This window comes from Methylobacterium nonmethylotrophicum (genome assembly GCF_004745635.1).
Taxonomy (GTDB): domain Bacteria; phylum Pseudomonadota; class Alphaproteobacteria; order Rhizobiales; family Beijerinckiaceae; genus Methylobacterium; species Methylobacterium nonmethylotrophicum.
Genome location: NZ_SRLB01000006.1, coordinates 68,368 through 92,967, shown reverse-complemented (window position 1 = coordinate 92,967; position 24,600 = coordinate 68,368). Strand labels below are relative to the sequence as shown.

At 71.6% G+C, this 24,600-nt stretch carries 21 protein-coding genes and 1 riboswitch; of the genes, 9 read left to right on the top strand and 12 right to left on the bottom strand.

Translation table 11 applies throughout. The features are described 5' to 3' along the window. Positions 1-164 precede the first annotated feature (164 nt). On the top strand, positions 165-842 hold the full coding sequence (locus EU555_RS09270; RefSeq protein ID WP_135414383.1) for a type 1 glutamine amidotransferase domain-containing protein: 678 nt from the start codon (positions 165-167) through the stop codon (positions 840-842). Between the two features lie 144 nt (positions 843-986). Here the strand turns inward: EU555_RS09270 and EU555_RS09265 are convergent, their stop codons facing one another. Both EU555_RS09265 and EU555_RS09260 read right to left on the bottom strand, forming a co-directional pair. Next, on the bottom strand, positions 987-1,274 hold the full coding sequence (locus EU555_RS09265) for a hypothetical protein (protein WP_167858496.1): 288 nt from the start codon (positions 1,272-1,274) through the stop codon (positions 987-989). A 248-nt stretch (positions 1,275-1,522) separates the two neighbouring features. Continuing rightward, on the bottom strand, positions 1,523-2,002 hold the full coding sequence (locus EU555_RS09260; protein WP_135414381.1) for an Lrp/AsnC family transcriptional regulator: 480 nt from the start codon (positions 2,000-2,002) through the stop codon (positions 1,523-1,525). Positions 2,003-2,163: 161 nt separating this feature from the next. Next, positions 2,164-2,249, top strand: a riboswitch (ZMP/ZTP riboswitch). Between the two features lie 21 nt (positions 2,250-2,270). On the opposite strand from EU555_RS09260, the gene EU555_RS09255 reads away from it, so the two are divergent. The 4 genes from EU555_RS09255 to EU555_RS09240 all read left to right on the top strand — a co-directional run bounded on the left by EU555_RS09255 (position 2,271) and on the right by EU555_RS09240 (position 6,674). After that, complete coding sequence (locus tag EU555_RS09255; RefSeq protein WP_245524215.1) at positions 2,271-3,587, top strand: bifunctional folylpolyglutamate synthase/dihydrofolate synthase; 1,317 nt, start codon at positions 2,271-2,273, stop codon at positions 3,585-3,587. A gap of 32 nt (positions 3,588-3,619) precedes the next feature. Then, positions 3,620-4,621 (top strand): mitochondrial fission ELM1 family protein, encoded by a 1,002-nt coding sequence (locus EU555_RS09250; protein WP_135414380.1) that lies wholly within the window; start codon positions 3,620-3,622, stop codon positions 4,619-4,621. 31 nt (positions 4,622-4,652) lie between these two features. Beyond that, a complete protein-coding gene (trxB, locus tag EU555_RS09245; protein ID WP_135414379.1) occupies positions 4,653-5,669 on the top strand; it encodes a thioredoxin-disulfide reductase in 1,017 nt (338 codons plus the stop codon). 114 nt (positions 5,670-5,783) lie between these two features. Beyond that, the gene (locus EU555_RS09240; RefSeq protein ID WP_135414378.1) at positions 5,784-6,674 is read left to right on the top strand and encodes a LysR family transcriptional regulator; all 891 of its coding nucleotides are present in this window, start codon (positions 5,784-5,786) and stop codon (positions 6,672-6,674) included. 104 nt (positions 6,675-6,778) lie between these two features. Here the strand turns inward: EU555_RS09240 and EU555_RS09235 are convergent, their stop codons facing one another. Then, positions 6,779-8,305, bottom strand: coding sequence for a class I adenylate-forming enzyme family protein (locus EU555_RS09235; RefSeq protein WP_135414377.1), 1,527 nt, complete (start codon positions 8,303-8,305; stop codon positions 6,779-6,781). Positions 8,306-8,564: 259 nt separating this feature from the next. On the opposite strand from EU555_RS09235, the gene EU555_RS09230 reads away from it, so the two are divergent. After that, complete coding sequence (locus tag EU555_RS09230; protein WP_135414376.1) at positions 8,565-9,848, top strand: DUF3422 family protein; 1,284 nt, start codon at positions 8,565-8,567, stop codon at positions 9,846-9,848. Positions 9,849-10,032: 184 nt separating this feature from the next. Here the strand turns inward: EU555_RS09230 and EU555_RS09225 are convergent, their stop codons facing one another. The 9 genes from EU555_RS09225 to EU555_RS09185 all read right to left on the bottom strand — a co-directional run bounded on the left by EU555_RS09225 (position 10,033) and on the right by EU555_RS09185 (position 22,358). After that, positions 10,033-11,721, bottom strand: a complete 1,689-nt coding sequence (locus EU555_RS09225; protein ID WP_135414375.1) for a cation acetate symporter — start codon at positions 11,719-11,721, stop codon at positions 10,033-10,035. Further along, a complete protein-coding gene (locus tag EU555_RS09220; protein WP_135414374.1) occupies positions 11,718-12,026 on the bottom strand; it encodes a DUF485 domain-containing protein in 309 nt (102 codons plus the stop codon). The genes EU555_RS09225 and EU555_RS09220 overlap by 4 nt, the downstream gene beginning before the upstream one ends. 321 nt (positions 12,027-12,347) lie before the next feature. Then, entirely contained in the window at positions 12,348-14,297 is a 1,950-nt protein-coding gene (acs, locus tag EU555_RS09215) for an acetate--CoA ligase (protein WP_135414373.1), read from the bottom strand. A gap of 441 nt (positions 14,298-14,738) precedes the next feature. Next, on the bottom strand, positions 14,739-15,005 hold the full coding sequence (locus EU555_RS09210; protein WP_135414372.1) for a hypothetical protein: 267 nt from the start codon (positions 15,003-15,005) through the stop codon (positions 14,739-14,741). A gap of 108 nt (positions 15,006-15,113) precedes the next feature. Further along, positions 15,114-15,593 carry a nucleoside deaminase gene (locus EU555_RS09205; RefSeq protein ID WP_135414371.1) on the bottom strand — a complete coding sequence of 160 codons (480 nt, stop codon included), beginning with the start codon at positions 15,591-15,593 and terminating at the stop codon, positions 15,114-15,116. 142 nt (positions 15,594-15,735) lie between these two features. After that, positions 15,736-17,844, bottom strand: a complete 2,109-nt coding sequence (glgX, locus tag EU555_RS09200; protein ID WP_135414370.1) for a glycogen debranching protein GlgX — start codon at positions 17,842-17,844, stop codon at positions 15,736-15,738. A 75-nt stretch (positions 17,845-17,919) separates the two neighbouring features. After that, positions 17,920-18,942: a tRNA dihydrouridine(20/20a) synthase DusA gene (dusA, locus tag EU555_RS09195; RefSeq protein WP_135414606.1), complete on the bottom strand. Its 1,023-nt coding sequence runs from the start codon at positions 18,940-18,942 to the stop codon at positions 17,920-17,922. A 163-nt stretch (positions 18,943-19,105) separates the two neighbouring features. Beyond that, the gene (locus tag EU555_RS09190) at positions 19,106-21,427 is read right to left on the bottom strand and encodes a methyl-accepting chemotaxis protein (protein WP_135414369.1); all 2,322 of its coding nucleotides are present in this window, start codon (positions 21,425-21,427) and stop codon (positions 19,106-19,108) included. A gap of 268 nt (positions 21,428-21,695) precedes the next feature. Next, positions 21,696-22,358 (bottom strand): urease accessory protein UreE, encoded by a 663-nt coding sequence (locus EU555_RS09185; RefSeq protein WP_135414368.1) that lies wholly within the window; start codon positions 22,356-22,358, stop codon positions 21,696-21,698. A 247-nt stretch (positions 22,359-22,605) separates the two neighbouring features. Between EU555_RS09185 and EU555_RS09180 the strand changes: the two genes are divergently transcribed. The 3 genes from EU555_RS09180 (at position 22,606) to EU555_RS09170 (ending at position 24,561) form a co-directional block, all read left to right on the top strand. After that, the gene (locus EU555_RS09180) at positions 22,606-22,875 is read left to right on the top strand and encodes a glycine zipper domain-containing protein (protein WP_135414367.1); all 270 of its coding nucleotides are present in this window, start codon (positions 22,606-22,608) and stop codon (positions 22,873-22,875) included. A gap of 197 nt (positions 22,876-23,072) precedes the next feature. Beyond that, positions 23,073-23,798 carry a J domain-containing protein gene (locus EU555_RS09175; protein WP_135414366.1) on the top strand — a complete coding sequence of 242 codons (726 nt, stop codon included), beginning with the start codon at positions 23,073-23,075 and terminating at the stop codon, positions 23,796-23,798. A gap of 7 nt (positions 23,799-23,805) precedes the next feature. Beyond that, the gene (locus EU555_RS09170) at positions 23,806-24,561 is read left to right on the top strand and encodes an N-acetylmuramoyl-L-alanine amidase (protein WP_135414365.1); all 756 of its coding nucleotides are present in this window, start codon (positions 23,806-23,808) and stop codon (positions 24,559-24,561) included. Positions 24,562-24,600: the final 39 nt, after the last annotated feature.

Below are 24,600 nucleotides of genomic sequence, written 5' to 3'. Positions count from 1 at the left end.
TTGACCATGCGAGGGGCTGTGGCGGGTGTGAACGAGCCGTTGCCCCACCGGCCGCCTCACGCCGAACGATCAGCAGCGTTTGCATCCGGCCTATACATCAGACAGGATGCTGAACCAGTTGCGTATTCACAAGCTGCGCGGATCTCTCGACAGGGAGCAACATCGTGACCCAGCATGTTCTCTTTATTGTCACCAACGCAGCGGTCATTGGACCGAACAATCGCAAGACCGGCTTCTTTTTTGCCGAGGTCGCTCATCCATTTGAGGTGCTTGACGAAGCGGGGATAGCGATCGAGTTCGCATCCATCTCAGGCGGCTGGACACCTTACGATGCTTATGACGAAAACGATAATGCACAGAAAAAATTTCTGGAAAGCAAGGCATTTCGGAGACTCAATCGGAGCCGCAAGCTGTCCGAAATCGATGCCGCTGACTATGACGCAATTCTGGTCCCGGGCGGTCTCGGACCGATGGTCGACATCGCGCGCAATACGGATGTGCAGAAGGCTGTCGTTCGCTCTTGGACCACGGGCAAGATCGTGACCGCCGTTTGCCACGGCCCCTGCTCGCTCCTCGGCGTGGACCTTGGTGACGGCGTCCCATTCGTGCGCGGCAAGAAGCTCACTTCCTTTTCGAAGAAGGAAGAATACGATTATGCCCGCGACGACGTTCCTTACGAACTAGAAGACGCACTTCGAGCAGAAGGCGCCGAATACTCCTCAGCAGATAATTGGATGCCGAAAGTTGTTGTCGACGGCCGCCTCATAACCGGTCAAAATCCAGCATCGGCGGGTCCAATGGCAAAGGAACTGCTCGCGGCGCTGAAGACGATCGCCGGATGACCGCTGTCACGTGCGAAACGGCCACTTGCGAGACGTGAGTGCAGCGTCCGCAAGGGGCCGGGTTCAGACCCTCGCGTGGCCAAGCGGGTTGGATTTCGACCCGAGCGCGGCATTCCCTTCTAGGTTGCGCCGCTCGCCGACTGCCTACCCGCCCCGGTCGAGGCCGGCGGCCGCAAGCAGCGCCTGGTCGAACCCGTCACCGCCGGCCGACAGCGCCTCGCGCAGGTCGTCCTCGTCGGCGTAGATCATCACGTCGCAGGCATCGCGCCGCGGGTCTCCGCCGAGATGCAGGCAGGTCCGGAGCGCGTAGCTGCCGTCCGGGATGCGGTAGAGCGTCTGGGTCACCGGCACGGGATCGTCGGGAGCGCTCGTCAGGCGGCCGATCGGGGTGGCGAAAAGGCTGACCGGGTCTATGGAGTGGCGCATCGTCACCTTGCGATCATGGCGCTTCAGTAATGGTCACGAGTAACGCCGGCCGCCGCACACGCCAGGATCGTCATCGTCCCATCAAAACAACAACTCACGGTTCGCAGGACGCCACGGGGCGCCCGGTTTGGACTTCAGCAGCCGTGATGACAACGCGCAGCACTGTCCTACGGCATCACCCATATAAGGTATGACTGTCGCGAAAGTCAGCGTTTCACAGGTTAGGGAGATGCGGCGGCAGTGGATGACTCGCCTCACGCCTCGGCGGTGCCGTCCAGCGGGGCGATCGGCTCGTCCTTGATCTGGTCGATCGCGAGGGCGGTGCGCACGGTGCGCACGTTGGGCAGGCCGGTGAGGTGGCCGACGAGCTGCTGGAACGCCCCGAGATTCGGCGCGACGCATTTGAGCAGGAAGTCCGTCTCGCCCGAGAGGGTCCAGCATTCCCGCACCAGCGGCCAGCCCCGCATCTCCGCCGCGAAGGCGGCAAGCTCGGCCTGGCCCTGCGCGGCGAGCTGCACCATGGCGAAGCACACGACCTCGTAGCCGAGCGCCTTGGGCTCGAGCAGCGCCCGGTAGCCGCGGATGATGCCGGCCTCCTCCAGGGCCCGCACCCGGCGCAGGCAGGGCGGCGCCGAGAGGCCGACCCGGCGGGCCAGCTCCACGTTGGTGATGGAGCCGTCGGCCTGCAGCTCCCGGAGGATCGCCCAGTCGATGGCGTCGAGGCGGGCGGGCAAGGCGGCGGGCGATCCTGCGCGAGGGGCGAAGCCGAGCGGCTGGGCCAAGAGGCCGGGCCGAGCGGCTGGGCCAAGGGGCTTGGGTCGGTGAGTAGCCGTCCGCCGGAGCCCGCACAAGGTGACGCGGCCCGTTGCCCGCCACCGGCTCGTCTCTTATGGGGGGCTGTCCGCGTGACTGGCGAGGTTCAAGGTGGTCCAACCACCGGGGAGCGCGGATGTCTCGCTGCCGCTCGCCTGGGCACCCCCCGAACCGACCGACGGGTGACCCATGATCGCCGCGCACGACGCTTCGTCCCTGACCGGGGTGCTCGACCGCCTCGACCGCCTGACCGACTGGGAGAAGCGGCCGCGGGGCGGGATGCGGGTCGGCCTCGACCCGATGCGCGACCTGCTGCGGCGGCTCGGCGAGCCGGCGGCGGACCTGCGGGTGATCCATGTCGGCGGCACCAAGGGAAAGGGCTCGGTCTGCGCGCTGATCGAGGCCGGGCTGATGCGGGCCGGCCTGCGGGTCGGGCGCTACGCCTCGCCCCACGTCGAGTCGGTCACCGAGCGGGTCTGCCTCGGGGGCCGGCCGGTAGAGGAGCCGGTGCTCGCCCGGGCGCTTTCCCGGGCGCTCGACGCCCACGAGGCGGCGGGCCGGGACGCGACGGCCGGCCGGGACGCGACCTGGTTCGACGTGCTGACCGCCGCCGCCCTCCTGGTCTTCGGCGAGGCCGGGCTCGACTGGGCGGTGGTCGAGGTCGGCCTCGGCGGGCGCCTCGATTCGACCAACGCGGTCGCGAGCGCGGTCGCGGTCATCACCAATGTCGAGCTCGAGCATACCGAGATCCTCGGGAATACCCGCGCCGCCATCGCCGCCGAGAAGGCCGGCATCCTCAAGGCCGGCGCCACGCTCGTCACCACCTTGGGCCCTCGGGACGAGGCCGGGCGCGTCGTCGCCGCCCGCGCCGCCGCCCTCGGCTGCCCGGTCCTGCGGCCGGCGATCCCGGCCGGCGCCTCGATCGCGCAGGAGAACGCGGCTCTGGCTGGCCTCGTCCTCGACCATCTCGGCAGGAACGGCGCCACCGGCACCCGTGCGGGCCGCTCCATCCCGCTCGGTGGCGCCCTGCTCGATGCGGCGGCCCTCGAGGCCGCGCGGCTGCCGGGGCGGCTGGAGCGGCGGGAGATCCGGGGCCCTGCGGGGCTGGTGCCGGTGGCGCTCGACGGCGCCCACGTGCCGTTCAACCTCGCGGCGGTCCTGCGCGACCTCGCGGACGATCCGGCGCTCGCCGGCCCCTGCATCGCCGTGGTGGCCCTGGCGGCCGACAAGGACGCGGCGGGCTTCCTCGCGGTCCTGCACCGGCACGGTGCGCAAGGCCCGGGAGCGGAAGTGATCTGCACCGAGATGCCGGGACGCCGCGGGCACGGCGCCGCGGCGCTGCGGGGGCTCGCCCTCGCCGAGGGACTCGCGGCCGAGGCGGTGGAGGCGCCGGACGAGGCCCTGGCGCGGGCGGCCGAGCGGGCCGCCCGGCGCGGCGGCTGGGTGCTCGTCACCGGCTCGCTCCACCTCGTCGGCGCCCTGCGATCCGCGACGCGCGCGCCTTGACAGGCGGGCTCCCGCCGCCCCATCGCGGAGGCGTGGCCTTCCCCTCCCCTCCCGCGCCGGCCGGTCTGCTGCCGGCCGGCACCACGACCTGGCTGATCACCGACGGCAAGGCCGGCGACCTCGCGCCCTGCCGCGGCCTCGCCGAGGCCCTCGGGGTCATGGCGGAGGAACGGGTTGTGGCGCCCCGCCCGCCCTTCTCGTGGATCGCCCCCCGCGGCCCGGCCGATCCGCGCGAACCCGCGCTCCTGCCTCCCTGGCCGGATCTCGCCATCGCGACCGGCCGCCGGGCGGTGCCGGCGCTCCGGGCCGTCAAGCACCGCTCGGGGGGCCGGAGCTTCACGGTGTTCCTGCGCGATCCGCGCATCGGCACCCGGGCCGCCGACCTGATCTGGGTGCCGGCCCATGACCGCCTGCGCGGCGCCAACGTGGTGGTGACGGTGATGGGGCCTCACCCGATCTCGCCCGCGCGCCTCGCCGCCGCGCGCGCAGGGCCCGACCCGCGGCTTGCCGCCCTGCCCCAACCCCGCGCCGCCGTGCTGATCGGCGGCGACAGCCGGCACGGGCGCTTTTCGGACGAGGACGCCGCACGCCTCCTCGCTGGGCTCGAACGCCTGGCGGAGGGGACGAGCCTGATGATCACCGCCTCCCGCCGCACCCCGGACGCCCTGCGGGCGGCGCTCGCCGACCTCGCGCGCCGGCGCGGCGGCTTCTTCTGGGACGGCAGCGGCGAGAACCCGTACCTGTCGATGCTGGCGCTGGCCGACGCGATCGTGGCGACGGCCGATTCGGCCAACATGGTGACGGAGGCCTGCGCCGCCGGCGTGCCGGTGCTGCTGTTCGAGCCGAAAAACCTCTATGCCCGCCATCGCCCGCTGTTCGAGGCGCTGAAAAGCCACGGACCTGTGCATGCCTTCGACGGACGGGTTGAAGCGTTGCGGCCCAAGCCCTTAGACATGACACTCGCGATCGCGCAGGCTGTGGCGAATGCCTATATCGGGCATCGCGACGCGCTCGCCCGCCATCGGGTTCGTTAGAGCCTGACCGGCGGCAGCCCCGGAGACCCCTATGTCCGTCACCCCGCAGGCTCCCCAGCACGAGAAGCTCGTGATCATCGGCTCCGGCCCGGCCGGATACACCGCCGCGATCTACGCCGCCCGCGCCATGGTCGAGCCGCTGCTGATCTCGGGCTTCCAGCCCGGCGGTCAGCTGATGATCACCACCGACGTCGAGAACTACCCGGGCTTCGCCGATGCGATCCAGGGCCCGTGGCTGATGGAGCAGATGCGGCTCCAGGCCGAGCATGTCGGCACCCGCATCGTCTCGGAATACATCGCCAAGGTCGACCTGACGCGGCGGCCGTTCCGGCTCGAGGCCGATTCGGGCGCGGTCTTCACCTGCGACGCGCTCATCATCGCCACCGGCGCCCAGGCGAAGTGGCTCGGCCTGCCCTCGGAGGCGAAGTTCCAGGGCTTCGGCGTCTCGGCCTGCGCCACCTGCGACGGATTCTTCTTCCGGGGCAAGGAGGTGGTCGTGGTCGGCGGCGGCAACACGGCGGTCGAGGAGGCGCTGTACCTGGCCAACCTCGCCTCCAAGGTCACGGTGGTGCACCGGCGCGATGCCTTCCGGGCCGAGCGCATCCTGCAGGAGCGCCTGTTCAAGCATCCGAACGTCGAGGTGGTGTGGAACCACGCGGTCGAGGAGATCTGCGGCCGCGAGAAGCCGGCCCCGTCGGTCACCCATGTCCGCCTGCGCGACACCCGCACCGGCGCGATCACCGAGCGCAAGGCCGACGGCGTGTTCGTCGCCATCGGCCACCAGCCGGCGACGGCGGTGTTCGAGGGGCAGCTGCCCTTCCGGGCCGGCGGCTACCTCGAGGTGACGCCCGGCACCGCGATGACGGCGATCCCCGGGGTATTCGCGGCCGGCGACGTGACCGACGACGTCTACCGGCAGGCGATCACCGCCGCCGGGATGGGCTGCATGGCCGCCCTCGAGGCGGAGAAGTACCTGGCCAACCTGGCGATCGGCGAGGCGCCGCGCCAGGCCGCGGCCGAATCGCCGCGCCAGGCCGCGGCCGAGTAGGCGACATGTACCGGGGCCGGGGATGAGCCCCGGTTCCGGCCTTGTGGTGCGTTCGCCCTGACCTTACCGGCCCCTCCATGGGCCGGACGGGGCCGTGGCGAGGGGTTGACGGTCGTGGACTGGGACAAGATCCGGATTTTCCTCAACGTCGCCGAAGCCGGCAGCTTCACCAAGGCGGGCGACGACATCGGCCTCAGCCAGTCGGCCGTCAGCCGCCAGATCAGCGCGCTGGAGCGCGAGCTGAAGGCGCCGCTGTTTCACCGCCATGCCCGCGGGCTGATCCTGACCGAGCAGGGCGACCTGCTGTTCCGGGCCGCCCGGGACATGAAGATGCGGCTCGAGACCACCCGGGCGCGCCTCGTCGAGACCAGCGAGCGCCCCTCGGGCGACCTCAAGGTGACGACGACGGTCGGCCTCGGCACCGCCTGGCTCGCCCAGCGCGTCGCCGAGTTCCTCGACCTGCACCCGGACGTGCGCGTCGAGCTGATCCTGACCAACGAGGAACTCGATCTCGCCATGCGCGAGGCCGACGTGGCGATCCGCCTGCGCCGCCCGGCCCAGCCCGACCTGATCCAGCGCCGGCTGTTTACCGTGCATTACCACGTCTTCGCCTCGCTCGAGTATATCAAGCGCTTCGGCGAGCCGAAGACGATCGACGAACTCGACAAGCACCGCCTGGTCTCGTTCGGCGGCGACCAGCCCTCCTACCTGATGGCGACCCACTGGCTCGCCACCGTCGGCCGCGAGGGCCGCGAGCACCGCACCATCCACTTCACGGTCAACAACATCTCGGCGCTCCAGCTCGCGGTCGAGACCGGCGCCGGCATCGGCATCCTGCCGGACTACGTCGCCGACGGGAACGAGCAGCTGGTGCAGGTCCTGCGCGACTACGAGATGCCGAACCTCGAGAGCTACCTCGTCTATGCCGAGGAGATGCGGACCGTGGCCCGCGTCCAGGCCTTCCGGGACTTCCTCGTCGCGAAGGCGCAGCGCTGGACGTATTGAGGGCGTCCTTCCGGAGAGAGAGGCGATATCCGCAAACGTCGGTCGGAAGCTGGGCGGCTTCCGGTGCTCAGCGAGACGCCGGCGAGCCGGGCCATGACACCCCCTCACCCCACCGCCGGCAGCCGCTTGCGCTGCACCTTGCCGTTCGGCGTCCGCGGCAGCGCCTCGAGGAAGACGACCTCCCGCGGGCACTTGTAGGCGGCAAGCCGCTCGGCGCACCAGGCGAGGAGCGCGTCGCGCGCCGGCGCCGCGCCGGGCTTCGGCACCACGAAGGCGGCGATCACCCGCACGTCGTCGCGGACGGGCAGCTCGGTCACCGCCACCTCCTGCACGTCCGGATGGCCGATCAGCACGCTCTCGACCTCGTTCGGCGACACGCGGTAGCCGAAGGCGTTCATGATGTCGTCGTTGCGGCCTTCGAACCAGACGTAGCCGTCGGCATCGAGGGAGGCGAGGTCGCCGCCGACGAACCAGTCGCCGCGCATCACCGCCGCCTCCTCCTCGGGGCGGTTCCAGTAGCCGAGCATCAGGGCCGGGTCCGAGCGGTGGATGGCCAGCAGCCCCACCTCGCCCGCCGGCAGCGGCTCCGGCGCGCCCTCGACGGGAAGGATCGCGACGCGCCGGCCCGGCTGCGGCCGGCCCGGCGAGCCGGGCTTGATCGGCACGACCGGGCTCGTCGAGATGTAGGTCGAGATCTCGCTCATCCCGAGCGCCTCGTAGAGGGGCGTGCCGGTGGCGGCCCGCCACTCGGCGAGGAGCTGGGGCGAGAGCGCCTCGCCCGCCGTGATGCCGTGGCGCAGGGACGAGAGGTCGTGGGCGGGGAGGTCCGCGTATTTGAGGATCTGCCGGTAGAGGCTCGGCACCGCCGCGAACAGGGTGGCGCGGTGGCGCGCGATCAGGGCCGGCCACAGGGCGGGGTCGCGGCGTCCGTTGTAGAGCACCGTGGTGGCGCCCCGCGCCCAGGGATCCTGGATGCCGACCCCGAGGGTGTAGGTCCAGTTCATGGTGCCGGCATGCAGCACCACGTCGTCCTCGCGCAGGCTGAGCCAGTGATCGTGCATCGGCCGCCGGCCCCAGATCGTGCGGTGGGCGTGCAGCACGCCCTTCGGCCGGCTGGTGGTGCCGGAGGTGTAGACGAGAGTCGCGGGATCGTCGGCGGCGGTGTCGGCGTAAGCGTCGAGCGGGCGGCCCTCCCGCAGGCGGGCGATGTCGTCGCGGCGCAGGACGATCCGGCCGCGGCAGGCCTCCGGGTCGAGGGGGCAGTCGTCGGCCGCCGCGATCACCGCGGCGCCGGAATCCTGCATCAGGAACGCCGCCTCGCCGGCGGTGAGCTGGGGCGAGGAGGGCTGCGCCACGAGCCCGGCGGCGAGCGCCGCGAAGTAGGTGATCACGTAATCGGCGTCGTTGCCCATGCGGATCATCACCCGGGCGCCCGCCGGCAGCCCGAGGCCCCGAAGACCCGCCGCGACGCTCCGCACCGCCCGGTCGATCTCGCCGAAGGTCATCACCTCCGTCCGGCCGCCATCGCCGACCATGACCAGCGCGGGCTTGTCGCCACGCTCCCGGGCATTCGCCTCCAGGCAGTAGCGGGCGCCGTTGAAGCGCGGCGGCGGCTGGCGGTCGTCGAGCAAGGCGCGGGCTCCGGGTCGCGGTGTCGGAAGCCTGTGCTAGCGCGGGGTCGGGGTGGTGGCCAGGGGCTGCGGACGTCGCGCGGGCCCGGCGCAGCAGCGGGCGGCCGGCTCGCGGGACGGGTCACCGCCCGCCCCTGAAAGGCCGTTGACGGGCGGCGCTTGCGTGAACCAAGCCTTGCTTGCACCACGCTTTCCCTGCACCAAGCGGTGCCGGTGCCCAGCGGCACCGGTGGGCGGGGGAGCGGGGGCGGACCGGATCGTGAGGCTGAGCGAACATCCCCTGCGGTCGCGGGTGCTGGCGGAGGTGCATGCCCGGCCGTTCACGCCGGTCAAGACGCCGCGCCGCTTCCTGCACTATGCCTTCCTGACCGACGGCGAGGCGGCGGCGGCCGATCGCGACGCCCTCGAGGCCTATTGCACCGGCCTCGGCCATCCGGGCCCGGCCCCGGGGGTCAAGCAGCACCGGGTGATCTTCTCCGGCGCCGTGCTGCGCTGGGAGAGCCACAGCGAGTTCACCACCTATACCTGGGAGTTCGGCGACGCCCAGGCCCAGGCCTTCCAGCCGCAGCCCGACGCCCTCGAGGGCGCGATGAACGAGGTGGCCCAGCCCGGCCCGCTCCTCGTCGCGGTCGACCTCCACCTGCTGCCGGCGGTGGAGGGCGGGTTGCCGCCCGAGATCGTCTCGACCTTCAACGCCGCCTCGCTCGCCATGGCGGAGGCCGAGGGCGGGGCCGCGGTGATCGCCACCGACTTCCAGCCCGACCCGCACGGCTATGTCCGGATCGTGGTCGCCGACCGGCGCCTGAGCCGCCTCGGCGCCGGCGCCCTGGTGCAGCGCCTGCTCGAGATCGAGACCTACCGTACGCTGGCGCTCCTCGGCCTGCCGGAGGCGCAGAGCCTCGGGCCGGCCATCCGGCGGATCGAGACCGAATTGCCGCTCCTGATGGAGGCGATGCGCACGAGCGACGGATTCGCCGAGAACCACGCCCTCCTCGACCGGCTGATCGCGCTCGCGGCCGAGCTCGAGGTCGGGGCGTCGCGGACGATGTTCCGCTTCGGGGCGACGCGGGCCTATGACGAGCTGATCCGCCTGCGCCTCTCGGCGGCGGGCGAGCACGCGCTGCCTGGCCAGACGAGCTGGTCGATGTTCCTGGGCCGGCGCTACAACCCGGCGATCCGCACCTGCCTGGCGATCGCCGAGCGCCAGGACGCGCTCTCGCGCCGCCTCGCCCGGGCCTCGCAGATGCTGCGCACCCGGGTCGACATCGAGCTCGAGCGCCAGAACCAGGCCCAGCTCCAGTCGATGAACGACCGGGTGCGGCTGCAATTGCGCCTGCAGCAGACCGTCGAGGGCCTCTCGGTCGCGGCGATCACCTACTACGTCGCGAGCCTCGTCCACCACGTGCTCGAAGGTGCCCACCACGCCGGCGTGCCGGTCGACGCGACGATCGGGACCGCCCTGGCGGTGCCGCTGGTGCTGGTCGGCGTGTGGTGGACGGTCCGGCGGATCCGGCGGATGCATGCGGAGCCGGGCGGGCACTGATGGGATCGCCCTGGTTCGCTGTCATGGACGGACCTGACTCCCTCTGCGGCAGTCCGGGCTCCGCTGCGCGGCCCCGGAATGATGCGGTGGGTGCCAACACCGTCGAGCCCGCCAAGTCATCCTTGAAACAAGGTCATCCTTGAAAGAAGAGGGGCGGCGATCACCGGCCGCCGCCCCTCTTTCGTCAGTGCGCGTGCGCCGCCGCGGCCCCGATGCCGGTCTCCGAGCGCACGTACTGCGCTTCGAAGCTCGCCCGCTCGCGCCGCGCCCGGGCGCTCGAATCAGCCTTCGAGACCGCCCAGATGCCCAGGAAGGCCAGCGGCATCGAGAACAGCGCCGGGTTGTCGTAGGGGAACAACGCCGCCGGATAGCCGAACGTGGTGACCCACACGGCCTTCGACAGCACCACCATCACCACCGCGCTGACGAGGCCGATCAGGCCGCCGACCAGGGCGCCCAGCGTCGTGGTGCCCTTCCACAGGATCGACATCGCGAGGACCGGGAAGTTGCAGCTCGCCGCCACCGCGAAGGCGAGGCCGACCATGAAGGCGACGTTCTGGTTCTCGAACACGTAGCCGAGATAGATCGCCACGATGCCGATCACGACGGCCGAGATCTTCGACAGCCGCACCTCGCCGGCCTCGGTGGTGCGCCCGCGGGCGAAGACCTGGGCGTAGAGGTCGTGGCTGACCGCGGAGGCGCCGGCGAGCGTCAGGCCCGCCACCACCGCCAGGATCGTCGCGAAGGCCACCGCCGAGATGAAGCCGAGGAAGAGCGAGCCGCCGGTGGCGTTGGCGAGGTGCACCGCCGCCATGTTGCTGCCGCCGAGGAGCCCGGCGATCCGGTCGTAGCCGCCGTTCGCCCCGGCCTTGAAGTAGCTCGGGTCGCTCATCAGGAAGGTGATGGCGCCGAAGCCGATGATGAAGGTGAGGATGTAGAAGTAGGCGATGAGCCCGGTGGCGTAGAACACCGACTTGCGGGCGGCCTGGGCGTCCGAGACGGTGAAGAACCGCATCAGGATGTGGGGCAGCCCGGCGGTGCCGAACATCAGGCCGATGCCGAGCGAGATCGCCGAGACCGGATCGGCGACGAGGCCGCCCGGCGCCATGATCGCCTCGTGCTTGGGGTGCTCCTGCACGGCGGCCGCGAACAGCGCCTCCGGGTTGAAGCCGTAGCGCCACAGCACCGCGAGCGCCATGAACGAGGCGCCGGCGAGCAGCAGGCAGGCCTTGATGATCTGCACCCAGGTCGTCGCCTTCATGCCCCCGAAGGCGACGTAGACGATCATCAGGATGCCGACCGCGATGACCGCGTAGAGGTAGTCGAGGCCGAACAGGAGCTGGATCAGCTTGCCGGCGCCGACCATCTGGGCGATCAGGTAGAACGCCACCACGACGAGCGTGCCGGTCGCCGACAGGATCCGGATCCGGGTCTGGTCGAGGCGGAAGCTCGCCACGTCGGCGAAGGTGAACTTGCCGAGGTTGCGCAGGCGCTCGGCGATCAGGAACAGCACGATCGGCCAGCCGACCAGGAAGCCGATCGAGTAGATCAGCCCGTCGAAGCCCGACGAGAACACGAGGCCCGAGATGCCCAGGAACGAGGCCGCCGACATGTAGTCGCCCGCGATGGCGAGGGCGTTCTGGCCGGCCGAGATGCCGCCGCCGGCGGCGTAGAAGTCGGCGGCGGACTTCGAGCCCGCAGCGGCCTTGTAGGTGATGCCCAGCGTGGCCAGCACGAAGAGCAGGAACATGATGACGGCGGTCCAGTTCGTCGCCTGCTTCTGGACCGCGCCGAGATCCGGCCCGGCGGCGAGGGCGGCGCCGGCTCCGACGAGGGTGAGGAGCGCCACGATGGCGATGCGGCGCGCGGTCATCGGCCGAGCTCCCGGTTGAGGTCGCGGGTCAGGTCGTCGAAGCGGCCGTTGGCACGGGCGACGTAGACGCCGGTGAGCACGAAGGCCGAGACGATCACGACGAGGCCGAGCACGATGCCGAGCGAGGTCACGCCGGAGCCGATCTTCGTCGCCATCAGGCCGTGCGCGAAGGCGACGAGCAGGATGAAGACGAGGTAGATGCCCAGCATCACGCCGGACAGGATCCAGCCGAAGCGGGTGCGCTCGGTCACCAGCTCGCGGAATTTCGGGCTCGTCAGAACCCGTGCGGTGTCTGCCTCTGCCATCGGCGGGGCTCCCTCCTGGTTCGCTTCTGCGACCGATGACGGCTCCACCCCGCGCCGAGTGCGACGCGGGGCAGCAAAGCCGATGCTTCGGTCATTCTGTGGTGCGCCTGTTCTTGCCAGGCCGACTTGCGCCGACTGCGTATGGTGCGGCGCAAAAATGCGGATGACCTGATTTTCGGGCAAATGCCAGCGCAAAGAGACTGAGAATGCTCTTAGTACGACGAAGGTCTGAGAAGCGCAGGCATATTGGCCGGGATGAAAGGCCGGGGCCCGGCGTGGGCCCCGGCGCACGATCCGTCGGTCGCGGTCACTCGGTCGCGGTCACTTGGTGCGGTTCTGCCGGTTCTCGATCAGGTCGTCGACCACCGCCGGCTCGGCGAGCGTCGAGGTGTCGCCGAGGGACGAGAACTCGTTCTCGGCGATCTTGCGCAGGATGCGGCGCATGATCTTGCCGGAGCGGGTCTTGGGCAGACCTGGGGCGAACTGGATCAGGTCGGGCGAGGCGATCGGCCCGATATCCTTGCGCACCCAGGCGACGAGCTCCTTGCGCAACGCGTCGGTGGGCTCCTCGCCCTGCATCAGGGTGACGTAGGCGTAGATGCCCTGGCCCTTGATGTCGTGGGGATAGCCCACCACAGCGGCCTCGGACACCTTCGGGTGGGCGACCAGCGAGGATTCGACCTCCGCCGTGCCCATCCGGTGGCCCGAGACGTTGATGACGTCGTCGACCCGCCCGGTGATCCAGTAATAGCCGTCGGCGTCGCGCCGGCAGCCGTCGCCCGAGAAGTAGCGGCCCGGGAAGGTCGAGAAATAGGTCTGGATGAAGCGCTCGTGGTCGCCCCAGACGGTGCGCATCTGGCCGGGCCAGGAATCGTCGATGCAGAGATTGCCCTCGCAGGCGCCCTCCTGGACCACGTTGTCGCCGTCGACCACCACCGGCTTGACGCCGAAGAACGGCCGGGTCGCCGAGCCGGGCTTGAGCTTCGTGGCGCCGGGGAGCGGCGTGATCAGGATGCCGCCGGTCTCGGTCTGCCACCAGGTGTCGACGATCGGGCAGCGCTCGTCGCCGACGACCCGGTAGTACCATTCCCAGGCCTCCGGGTTGATCGGCTCGCCGACCGAGCCGAGCACCCGCAGCGTCTTGCGCGAGGTCTTCTTCACCGGCTCCTCGCCGGCGCCCATCAGCGAGCGGATCGCGGTCGGCGCGGTGTAGAAGATGTTGACCTTGTGCTTGTCGACGACGTCCCAGAAGCGCGAGATCGACGGGTAGGTCGGGATGCCCTCGAACATCAGCGTCGTGGCGCCGTTCGCCAGCGGCCCGTACAGGATGTAGGAATGGCCGGTGACCCAGCCGACATCGGCGGTGCACCAGTAGATGTCGCCCTCGTGGTAGTCGAAGACGTATTGGTGCGTCATCGAGGCGTAGACGAGGTAGCCGCCGGTGGTATGGACGACGCCCTTCGGCTGGCCGGTCGAGCCCGAGGTGTAGAGCAGGAACAGCGGGTGCTCGGCCTCGACATGGGTGACCGGGCACTCGTCGGTGACCTCCCGGGCAGCGGCGTCGTAATAGACGTCGCGGACGGGGTCCATCTCGACGGCGCCGCCGGTGCGGCGCACCACGACGACGTGGTCGACGCTGTCGGCGGGCAGGCGCTGGATCGCCGCGTCGACATTGGCCTTGAGCGGCACCTTGCGGCCGCCGCGCAGGCCCTCGTCGGCGGTGATGACGAGCTTCGAGTCGCAGCCCTGGATGCGGCCGGCGAGCGAGTCGGGCGAGAAGCCGCCGAACACCACCGAGTGGATCGCGCCGAGGCGGGCGCAGGCCAGCATCGCGAAGGCGGCCTCCGGGATCATCGGCAGGTAGATCGTCACCCGATCGCCCTTCCCGACGCCGCGGTTGCGCAGGACGTTGGCCATCCGGCACACCTCCGCGTGCAACTCGCGGTAGGTGATGTGGCGCGATTCCGACGGGTCGTCGCCCTCCCAGATGATCGCCACCTGGTCGCCGCGCTTGGCGAGATGGCGGTCGATGCAGTTATGGGCGGCGTTGGTGACGCCGTCGGAGAACCACTTGATCGAGACGTCGCCCGGGCCGAAGGTCGTCTCCTTGACCTTGGCGTAAGGTGTGAACCAGTCGATCCGCTTGCCGTGCTCGCGCCAGAAGCCTTCCGGATCGCGGATCGAGGCCTCGTACCAGGCCTGATACTTCGCCTCGTCGATATGCGCCCGGGCACGCGTGTCCTGGCTGACCTCGATCACCCGCTGGTTCATGGCGCTCTCCCTGTCTCGACTCTGTTCTGGCCCGTCCGGACGGACGCACGGGCGGCCGGACCGATTGCGGCCGGTTTAGTCATCCGCTCGCCGCCCTCGCAACCGATCATTCCGTCTAATATGCGATGGATTAAGTCGCGCCGCTGCCCGTAGGCGGCGAAAACGTGTCATACGACCTCCATTTGATTCGTTCGCATTCAGAATAGAACGCGTCTCCCCTCTCCCGTGCGGGAGAGGGGCCGTGGCGATCGAAGATCGCACGTGAGGGTGCCACGGTTCCGAGTCAGGCTCCGACCGTTCCGCTGCCAGCACCACGCTCTGCGATCTACACTGAAGCGTGTCACCCTCACGTGCGATCTGCGATCGCCCCTACCCCTCTCCCACACGGGAGAGGGGATCCCGCGCTTAACTGATATTGGAACAGATCAAGCGGAAAACGTGTCAGTCGTCGCAGCCGGCGCAGATGCCGGTGTCGATGCTGCGCTGAAGCGCGCGGTCGCGTTCCCGCAACGCGGGCGTGATCTCTCCATCGGAGCCCAGGGCCGCACCCGGCGGCTTGGTCTGACCTACGCCGATCGTGTCGCGAGCGGCGGATCCGAGGGATCCGGTGACGCCCGGCTCCCGCGCCGGGGGCCCGGCTTGCGGGAGAAGCGGGCCGGGGGCGAGGGCCGCCGCGAGGAGGGCGGCGAGATGAGGCGCGCGACGCATGAACGGCCTCCTGGTGATCGTCCGGTCGAGGATCGGGGCGACGCTTCACGGGTTACAGAGCACAACGCCACGGCCGAGCCACGGTTTCGTCCGGCGGGCACACGCGCTTCAATACGGCACCCGGTCGTCCTTGGCCTCGTAGCGTTTCCAGACCTCGACCGCCTCGGCGCGCATGATCTGCCGGATCGGGATCTTGCGCTGGTCGACGGGCTTGCGGATCTCCTCGTAGATCATGCTGTCGTCGAAATTGCCGTGGCGCAGCGCGTCCTCGTTGGTCGAGGCGTAGAAGATCCGCGAGATGCCGGCCCAGTAGGCGGCGGCCATGCACATCGGGCACGGCTCGGCGGAGGTGTAGAGAGTGGCTCCGGGCAGCTTGAAGCTGCCCTCCTGCCTGCAGGCGTTGCGGATCGCCGCCATCTCGGCGTGCCAGGTCGGGTCGTTCTCGGCGACGACCCGGTTCGCGCCCTCGCCGATGATGCGGCCGTCGCGCACGATCACGGCGCCGAAGACGCCGCCCGCGCTCTCGACCAGGGCGGTTCTCTCCGACAGCGCGATGGCGCGGGCCATGAAGGTCTCGTCGTCGGTCATCGGGGCTCCTCGAGGCTGACCTAGCGGCGGCTCCGCGAGCATGGCGCCGGCGCACGGAAAGGCAAGCGCAAGGGGCGCCCCGGGATCGTCCGTTCGTCCCCTCCGCGACCGCATCCCGAGGCAAGGACGAAGCCCGCACCGGTCAAGCGGGCGCGGCCTTCCCGCCGCGCGGCACGCTCCGAGCCAGCACCACGAGCGCCCGCCCGGGCAGCCGCACGAAGCCGCCGCCCTTCACGCTCTCGCGCGCGGCGGGCCGGCCATCCGCCACGGTCGTGTCGAAGAGCGGCGTCCACGGCCCGCCGATCACCCGGGCGAGGTGGAAGTCGAGCGCCGCCTCGCCGGCATTGGCGAGGATCAGGAGGCGGCGCCCGTCCGGGGCATCGTTGCCGATCTGCATCCCGAAGGCCCGGCGCTCGCCGTCGCCCCAGGCGGCGGCGTCCATCTCGGCGCCGCAGGGCGAGAGCCAGTGCACGTCCTTCAGGCCGCTCGTCGCCAGGGTCTCGCCGGTGAGGAATCTTCGCCGCCGCAGCGCCCGGTGGTCGCGGCGGAGCGCCAGCAGGTTGCGCACGAACTCGGTGAGGCCCGGATCACCGCCATCGTCCTCCCAGTCGACCCAGGAGGTGGCGTTGTCCTGGCAATAGGCGTTGTTGTTGCCTCTCTGCGTGCGCGAGCGCTCGTCGCCCATCAGCAGCATCGGCACGCCCTGCGCGAGCAGGATCGTGGCGATCAGGTTGCGCTTCTGGCGCGCCCGCAGGCCCAGGATGGCGGGATCGTCGGTCGGCCCCTCGACGCCGTAATTGCGCGAGACGTTGTGGCCGTGGCCGTCGCGGTTGCCCTCGCCGTTGGCCTCGTTGTGCTTCTCCTCGTAGGCGACGACGTCGGCCAGCGTGTAGCCGTCATGCGAGGCGATGAAGTTGATGCTGGCGCCAGGCCCGCGGCCGGAGGCGGAGAAGATCTCCTTGGATCCCGTCAGCCCCTGCGTCAGCTTCGGCAGCTGGCCGGCATCGCCGCGCCAGAAGCCCCGCGCCGCGTCGCGGAACTGGTCGTTCCAGTCGCTCCAGCCCACAGGGAAGCCGCCGAGCTGGTAGCCGCCCATGCCGATGTCCCACGGCTCGGCGATGAGCTTGACCCGGGACAGGACCGGGTCCTGCGCCATCGCCTGCAGGACCGCGGCCCGGGGCGTGAAGTCGTAGGGCGAGCGGGCGAGGCTCGAGGCGAGGTCGAAGCGGAAGCCGTCGACCCGGTAGGTCTCGACCCAGTGGCGGAGCGAGTCGAGCACCATCTGCATCACCCGCGGCACCGCCACGTCGAGGGTGTTGCCGCAGCCGGTGCAGTCGATGTCGCGGCGCGGGTCGTCGGGCTTGAGCTTGTAGTAGCTCGCATTGTCGATGCCGCGGAACGACAGGCTCGGGCCGGTATGGTCGGATTCGCAGGTGTGGTTGTAGACCACGTCCATCAGCACCTCGATGCCGGCGGCGTGGAGCTGGCGGATCGCCGCCTTGAGCCCGGCGGCGCCCGTCGGCCCGAGATAGCGCGGCTCGGGCGAGAAGTAGTTGAGCGGCGAGTAGCCCCAGAAGTTCGTGAGGTCGCGCTCGACCAGGAAGCGGTCGTCGACGAAGGCCTGGATCGGCAGCAGCTCGATCGCCGTGACGCCGAGGCGCAGCAGGTGCTCGACGATCGCCGGATGGCCTAGAGCCGCGTAGGAACCGCGCCAGGGCAGCGGCACGCCCGGATGGGTCTGGGTCAGGGCGCGGACATGGGCCTCGTAGATCACGCTGTCGACGAGGGGGTGGCGCAGGGGCGGATCGTCGTGGACCGGCGCCTCGGGGGCGGTGACCACGCCCTTCGGCATCATCGGGGCGCTGTCGCGCCGGTCGAGCACGTCCTCGCGGTGGCTGCCGCGGCGATGGGCGTAGAGGGCGTCGTGCCAGCGCACCCGCCCGTGCAGCTCGCGGGCATAGGGGTCGAGGAGGAGCTTGTGCGGGTTGAAGCGGTGACCGCGCCCCGGCTCCCAGGGGCCGTGCACCCGGTAGCCGTAGAGCTGGCCCGGCAGCACACCCGAGAGGTAGCCGTGCCAGACGTCGTCGCTGCGCCGGGGCAGCCGGACCACGTCGGTCTGGACCCGGCCGGTCGGGTCGAACAGGCAGAGATCCACCGCCGTGGCGTGGGCCGAGAACAGCGCGAAATTGACCCCGCGCCCGTCGAAATGGGCGCCGAGCGGCGCGGGCGCGCCGTCATCGAGTGCGATCATCCGGTCCGTCATCCTGTTCGGGAGCGAACATGCCCCCGGACCGGGCGGCTGCCAAGCTTGGGGCCCGTCCCGTCCTCAGGCCGCCGCGCTCGCCGCCTCGCGCGAGACGAGGGCCACCGCCTCGCGCAGGGTGTGCAGGCCCGCCTCCGGCCGGGTGCCGGCGACCGAGAGGTGGCGGCGATAGGGTCTCGCCCCCGGGCGGCCGTTGAACAGGCCGAGCATGTGCCGGGTCATGGCGTGCAGGCGCATGCCCTCCTGGAGCCGGGCGGCGATATAGGGCTCGTAGGCCTCGATCGCCGCGAAGGGATCGGCCACGGGCGCGTCCTGCCCGAACAGCTCCGGATCGACGCCGAGCAGGAGCGCCGGCTCGGCATAGGCCGCGCGGCCGAGCATCGCCCCGTCGAGAGCGATGCCGTCCCGCGGCGCGAGCTCGGCCTTCGCGGTCGCGAGGTCCTGCAGGCCGCCGTTGATCGCCACCGGCAGGTCGGGATTCGCGGCCTTGACGCGGTGGACGCGGCCGTAATCGAGGGGCGGGATGTCCCGGTTCTCCTTCGGCGACAGGCCCTTCAGCCAGGCCTTGCGGGCATGCACGATGAGCGCGTCGACGCCCGCCGCCCGGACCATGGCCGTCAGCGCGTCGAGGGCCTCCTCCGGGTCCTGGTCGTCGACGCCGATGCGGCACTTGACCGTCACCGGCACCGAGACCGCCGCCTTCATGGCGGCGACGCACTCGCCGACGAGCCCCGGCTCGCGCATCAGGCAGGCGCCGAAGCGCCCGTCCTGCACCCGGTCGGAGGGGCAGCCGACATTGAGGTTCACCTCCCGGTAGCCGAACTCCTCGGCGATGCGGGCGGCCGCCGCGAGGTCGCCCGGGTCCGATCCGCCGAGCTGGATCGCCACCGGGTGCTCCGCCGGATCGAAGCCGATCAGCCGCTCCCGCGGCCCGTGCAGCACCGCCCCGGTCGTCACCATCTCGGTGTAGAGGAGCGCGCGGGCCGAGAGGGTGCGGTGGAACGCCCGGCAGTGGCGGTCGGTCCAGTCCATCATGGGGGCGACGGAGAAGCGCCAGGGGCTGAAGCTGCCGGATTGCTCGACCATCACCGTCACGTTGTTCCGTCCCGTCTCACCACCAGCCGCGAGGACGGTCTTCCCGTCCGGATCAGGGGCCGGCTTGTACCGCGCCCGGGAACACGGGGGTACCCCCGGCCCGGCATGGGACCGAGGCGGCGATATGGGGGTGGCGCCACGCCACCGAGGGCCCTCAGGCCGCCTTCACGCCATCAAGGAACGCATCGACCTCGCCGCGCAGGCCCGTCGCGGTGCCGGCCAGCGCCTCGGCGGCGGCGAGCACGCGGGCGGCGGCCTCGCCGGCTCCTTCCGCGTCGCGCCGCACGTCGCGGATGCCGGTGGAGACCACCTGCGTGCCCTGCGCGGCCTCGCCGACGTTGCGGGCGATCTCCTGGGTCGCGGCGCCCTGCTGCTCCATGGCGGCGGTGATGCCGGTCGCGATCTCGGACATCTCGCCGATCACCCCGCCGATCGCCTGGAGGGCCGCGACGGCCTCGCGGGTCGCGTCCTGGATGCGGGCGATCTGGTCGCCGATCTCCTCCGTGGCCTTCGCGGTCTGGCCGGCGAGCTGCTTGACCTCCTGGGCGACGACCGCGAAGCCCCGCCCCGCCTCGCCGGCCCGGGCCGCCTCGATGGTGGCGTTGAGCGCCAGGAGGTTCGTCTGCCCGGCGATGCCCTGGATCAGGGTGACGACCTCGCCGATGCGCTCGGCGCCGGCGGAGAGGGCCGCGATGGTGGCGTCGGTCTCCCTGGCGCGGCCGACCGCGCCCGCCGCCATCTCGGCCGAGTGCGCGACCTGGCGGGCGATCTCGCGGATCGAGATCGCCATCTCCTCCGTCGCGGCGGCGACCGTCTCGACATTGGCCGAGGTGCGCGCGGCGGCCTCCGCGACCTCCGCGGACCGGGCGTTGGTGCGGGCGGCCGCCGCGGACATCGATTCGGCCGTGCCCTGCATGGTGTCGGCGGCCCGCGTCAGGTCTTGGGTCGAGGACGACATCGTCCCGTCGAACTCCGCGGTCAGCGCACCGAGCCGGCGGGCGCGCTCGGCCGCGGCCTCGGCGGCGGCGGCCGCCTCGGCGTCGCTCTGCGCCTTCGCGACGAGGGCGTCCTGGAACACGCCGACCGCCCGGGCCATGCCGCCGATCTCGTCGCGCCGCTCCCGGGCCGGGACCGCGACCGACAGGTCGCCGGCGGCGAGCGCCCGCATGGCGGCGCCGAGCTGCCCGATCGGACGCACGATGCTGCGGGAGAGCCACAAGGCCGCGGCGGCACCGAGGGCGGCGGCCAGCGCGACGCCGACGAGGAGCAGGATCTCGGCGGCGCGCCGCTCGGACCCGATCCGGGCGAGCTCGCCGTCCCCCGCCGCGCGGGCCGTCGTCACGAGGGTGTTCAGGTGCCCGTCGCGCTCCCGAAGGATCGCGGCCTGCGCGCCGTTCGCCTCGACGATCCCCGGCACCTTGTCCTTGACGTCCCGCACCTTCGCGATCAGCGCCTCGACGGCGTTGCGTGCGGTCGGGTCGGTCTCGACGCGGCGGATCGTGTCGAGCGCCGTCATCAGCGCGTCGGCGCTGGCGACGACGGCGGCGCCCTCGTCCCGGGCCGCGAACAGGGCGATCTCGGCGATCTGGAGCGACTTCGAGGCGTTGACCGCCTCGGCGCTGGCGGCGAGCAGCGCCGCCGCCCGCTCGACCCGGTCCTGCTCCTGCTGGAGGCGGGCCTGGACCGCGAGGCCGGCGTCGCTCTGGACCTGCTCGACCTCCCGCAGGGCCGCCATGAGCGCGTCGAACGCCTTCGTGATCGTCTCAAGCCTTCCGGCCTCGTCCGGCGGCAGGTCGATGGCGTCGAAGTAATCGTCCAGGGCGTCGCCGGCGGCCTTGGCCGGGGGCCGCATCGCGTCCTGCGCGGCGAGGCGCTTCACGATCGCGGACAGGAGACGGTACCGCTCGGCGATCGCGGTCCGCTCGCCGCCTCGGGCCTGCTCGATGTTGCGCATCTCGAGCGCGCCGCGGACCGCGGAGCCGGTGAGCGATCCGGTGGTGGCGGCGCCTTTCAGCGCCTCGACGCTCTCCTGGAGCGCCTGGCTCGCCGCCGCCAGGCGGGCCCGCTGGGCCTCGCCGATCCGGCCGGCCGCCCCCTGCAGCTCCTCGATCAGGCTGAGATGCTCGGCCTGGACGCGCGCCTTGCGGTCCTGCTCCGAGGCGTAGGTGGTGCGGGTGCGCGCGAAGGCGTCGACGCCGCGGGCCATCGCGTCCGCGCCCGGAACCGCGGCGAAGCCGGAGCGGACCTGCGCCAGACCGTCCGTCACCGCGCCCTCGCCCCGGCCGGCCGGGTCGTGCAGCGACCGCTCGGCGGCGAGCGCGAGGTCGCCCACCCGGCCTGCGAGCGTCTGCGCCGCATTCGCGGTGTCCACGCGCCGCGCGAAACCGGAGAGGCTGACCCAGCCCGAGGCGGCGACGCCGGCGGTCAGCGCCAGCATCACCGTGAAGCCGCAGAGCAGGCGCGCTTTGATCGTCATCGGTCCGTGAACCCGGGTCTTGCCGTCACCGGGATCAGGAATAGGGAGACCGGCTTAAGCCCGACTTAAGACTTCGCGGGCCCTGAGCCCGCATGGCATCGTTGCTCGAAGTCGCTGCACGTCGGGCCCCGCGAACCTGACGGTTTCGCTGTCTTTGCATGCCCGGCGCCGGCTGCGCCTCGTCCGGCGCGAGGCGGCTCGTTCCGCCCCGCGCGCGGCGCAAACGGGGAGCCCGGGTCCCTGGGCCGCTCCGGCGGACAGGCCGCGGTCAGTGGCCGTGCTTGCAACCCGGGCCGTGGACGTGGCCGTGACCAGGCGCGTGATGCTCATGGCCGTGCGAGTGGCCGTGCGAGTGGCCATGGTCATGGTGGGCATGATCGTGATCATGGCCGTGCGCGTGATGGTCATGGCCGTGGTCGTGATGATCATGGCCGTGATGGTCGTGAGCCTGGTGCTCGTGCCCATGATGGTGATGGTCGTGCCCGCAAGTGGTGTGGTCGTGGGCCTCCACCTCCTTCTCGGGGCGGAACGGGCGCTGGAGCGCGGTCGCGGTGCAGCCCTGGCCGCGGATCAGCTCCGCCACCACCGGATCGTCGAGGACGTAGAGGGCGTCGGCGGTCATCTCGGCCTGGACGTGGTTGCTGCCGAGCTGCCAGGCGAGGCGGGTCAGGCGGACGGGGTTCTCCGCCGTCACGGCGAGGAGCGCCTGCGGGGCGGCGAGGACGCGTACCAGCCGCCCGTCCTCCAGGCGCACCGCATCGCCGTCCTCGAGGGTCGTCGCCCGGTCGAGGTCGAGCCGGAAGGCGAGGCCGCCCTGCGCGGTCAGCGCGGCACTGCGCCGCGAGCGCGCGGCGTGGTCGAGGGCGACCTCATCGACGACGGCGTCGGGCCGTACGGCGGCTTTGCGGACGATGGTGGTGGCGCGCTGCATCGCAGGAGGTTCCTCGCGGGCTGTCGTGGCCCCCTTTAGAGCATTTGCCGGGCGCGCGGCAGGGCCCTGCACCTGTGGCCCCGGTGCCTCACCGTCACGCCTCCCGCCCGGCCCGGCCAGGGTCCCGGGAACCATCCGACGGCCAAGCTCATTTGGCGTTCAGCGGCCACACGGCTAAGCTGGGAGGCAGCGGCGCGGGCGTGACGCCCGACAAGCCGGACCGCGACACGCACGAGGGGACACCACCATGAAGAAGCTCATCGCCGCCACGCTCGCCGGCGCCCTGGCGCTGTCCGTCGGCGCCTGCAACACCCCCGGCGACCGCGCCGCCGGCGGCGCCGCCCTCGGCGGCCTGACCGGCGCGGCGGTCGGCGCGGCCGCCACGGGCCGGGCCAGCGGCGCGCTCGCGGGCGGCCTGATCGGTGCGGCCGGCGGCGCCGTGGTCGGCGCGGCCACAGCGCCCCAGTGCCCCTACGGCACCTACCGCGACCCGTACGGCAACATCTATTGCCGCTGATCGGCCTCGCCTGAGCGAGTGCCCCGGCGGCGCGTCCGCCGGGGTGCTTCGAGGGCTGCCAGCCGTGCTCCGGCGTTCCGCCGGCCACGCTCCGGCGTTCCGCCGGAGCCGCGGGGGCGCTACAAGGGCGTGATGACGTCCGCTCCTCCACCAGACCCCACGTCCCTCCCCCGCCCGGCCGACCTCAGGAGGCGGGCATGAGCCAGGGCGTCTGGGGCAAGCTCGGCGGCGCGGGCCTCGGGCTCGCCGCCGGCGGTCCGCTCGGCGCGCTGATCGGCGCGGTGGCGGGCCATTTCCTGATCGACCGCGAGGGCTCGCTCCTCGGCCCCACGCCGCGCGAGGTGGTGTTCACCACCGGGCTCGTCGCGCTCGCCGCCAAGATGGCGAAGTCCGACGGGGTGGTGACGCCCTCCGAGGTCGCGGCCTTCGCCGACATCGTGCAGGTGCCCGACGCCGAGCGCGCCGGGGTCGAGCGGCTGTTCGATCTCGCCAAGCGCACCACCAGCGGCTTCGAGGGCTATGCCCGCCAGGTCGCCGAGGCCTTCCGCGACGAGCCGGCCCTGCTCGAGGACGTGCTCGACGGGCTCTTCCACATCGCCAAGGCGGACGGCGCCGTGCACGAGAGCGAGGCGCGCTACCTCGCCGAGGTCGCGGCGATCTTCGGCTTCGACGAGGCGCGGTTCGCCGCCATCACCGCCCGCCACGTGCGCCTGGCCGACGATCCCTACGACGTGCTGGGCGTCGCCCGCAGCCTGACCGACGCCGAGCTGAAGGCGCGCTACCGGGCGCTCGTCGCCGAGAACCATCCCGACCGGGCGATCGCCCGCGGCCTGCCGCCCGCCGCGGTCGCCATCGCGACGCGGCGGCTCGCCGCCATCAACGCCGCCTACGACCGCATCGCCGCCGAGCGGCATCTGCCTTGAGCCGCCGATGAGCCTCTCCCCCGACAGCCCGGTCGCCACCCAGGTGGTGCCCTCCCCCAACCACGACGCCCGCACCCTGCCGGTCGACGCGCTGATCCTGCACTACACCGGCATGGCGAGCGCCGGGGAGGCGCTGCTGCGGCTCTGCAACCCGCTGGCCAAGGTCTCGTCGCACTACCTCGTCTTCGAGGAGGGCCGGGTGGTGCAGCTGGTGCCGGAGGCGCGCCGCGCCTGGCATGCCGGCCTGTCGGCCTGGGAGGGCGTGCGCGACACGAATTCGCGCTCGATCGGGATCGAGATCGCCCATCCGGGCCACGCCGCCGACGGGACGCTCGCGCCCTATCCGGAGGCGCAGATGACCGCCGTGACGGCGCTCTGCCGCGACATCCTGGCGCGCTGGCCGATCCGCGCCGACCGGGTGCTGGCGCATTCCGACGTCGCGCCCGAGCGCAAGAACGATCCGGGCGAGTCCTTCCCGTGGCGGGACCTGCACCGGGAAGGCATCGGCCACTGGGTGCCGCCGGCCCCGATCCGCGACGGCCGCTTCTTCTCCGAGGGCGATGCCGGCCAGCCGATCGAGGCGCTGCAATCGCTGTTCGCCCTCTACGGCTACGACGTGCCGGTGAGCGGCACCTTCGACGCGAGGACGAAGGCGGTGGTGACCGCGTTCCAGCGCCACTTCCGGCCGGCCCGGGCCGACGGCGTCGCCGACGCCTCGACCATCACGACCCTGCGCGACCTGCTGGCGGCCAAGCCGGCCTGACGGCCGGCGCGGCGTAGGGCGACGCGCCGTCAGGCGGTG

What these genes read in the sequence shown, in the direction of transcription:
- EU555_RS09170 (WP_135414365.1), top strand. Translation starts at nt 23,806, where the DNA reads ATGAGCCTCTCCCCCGACAGCCCGGTCGCCACCCAGGTGGTGCCCTCC.
- EU555_RS09255 (WP_245524215.1), top strand. Translation starts at nt 2,271, where the DNA reads ATGATCGCCGCGCACGACGCTTCGTCCCTGACCGGGGTGCTCGACCGC.
- EU555_RS09180 (WP_135414367.1), top strand. Translation starts at nt 22,606, where the DNA reads ATGAAGAAGCTCATCGCCGCCACGCTCGCCGGCGCCCTGGCGCTGTCC.
- EU555_RS09205 (WP_135414371.1), bottom strand. Translation starts at nt 15,593, where the DNA reads ATGACCGACGACGAGACCTTCATGGCCCGCGCCATCGCGCTGTCGGAG.
- trxB (WP_135414379.1), top strand. Translation starts at nt 4,653, where the DNA reads ATGTCCGTCACCCCGCAGGCTCCCCAGCACGAGAAGCTCGTGATCATC.
- acs (WP_135414373.1), bottom strand. Translation starts at nt 14,297, where the DNA reads ATGAACCAGCGGGTGATCGAGGTCAGCCAGGACACGCGTGCCCGGGCG.
- EU555_RS09190 (WP_135414369.1), bottom strand. Translation starts at nt 21,427, where the DNA reads ATGACGATCAAAGCGCGCCTGCTCTGCGGCTTCACGGTGATGCTGGCG.
- EU555_RS09225 (WP_135414375.1), bottom strand. Translation starts at nt 11,721, where the DNA reads ATGACCGCGCGCCGCATCGCCATCGTGGCGCTCCTCACCCTCGTCGGA.
- dusA (WP_135414606.1), bottom strand. Translation starts at nt 18,942, where the DNA reads ATGGTCGAGCAATCCGGCAGCTTCAGCCCCTGGCGCTTCTCCGTCGCC.
- EU555_RS09185 (WP_135414368.1), bottom strand. Translation starts at nt 22,358, where the DNA reads ATGCAGCGCGCCACCACCATCGTCCGCAAAGCCGCCGTACGGCCCGAC.
- glgX (WP_135414370.1), bottom strand. Translation starts at nt 17,844, where the DNA reads ATGATCGCACTCGATGACGGCGCGCCCGCGCCGCTCGGCGCCCATTTC.
- EU555_RS09175 (WP_135414366.1), top strand. Translation starts at nt 23,073, where the DNA reads ATGAGCCAGGGCGTCTGGGGCAAGCTCGGCGGCGCGGGCCTCGGGCTC.
- EU555_RS09210 (WP_135414372.1), bottom strand. Translation starts at nt 15,005, where the DNA reads ATGCGTCGCGCGCCTCATCTCGCCGCCCTCCTCGCGGCGGCCCTCGCC.
- EU555_RS09220 (WP_135414374.1), bottom strand. Translation starts at nt 12,026, where the DNA reads ATGGCAGAGGCAGACACCGCACGGGTTCTGACGAGCCCGAAATTCCGC.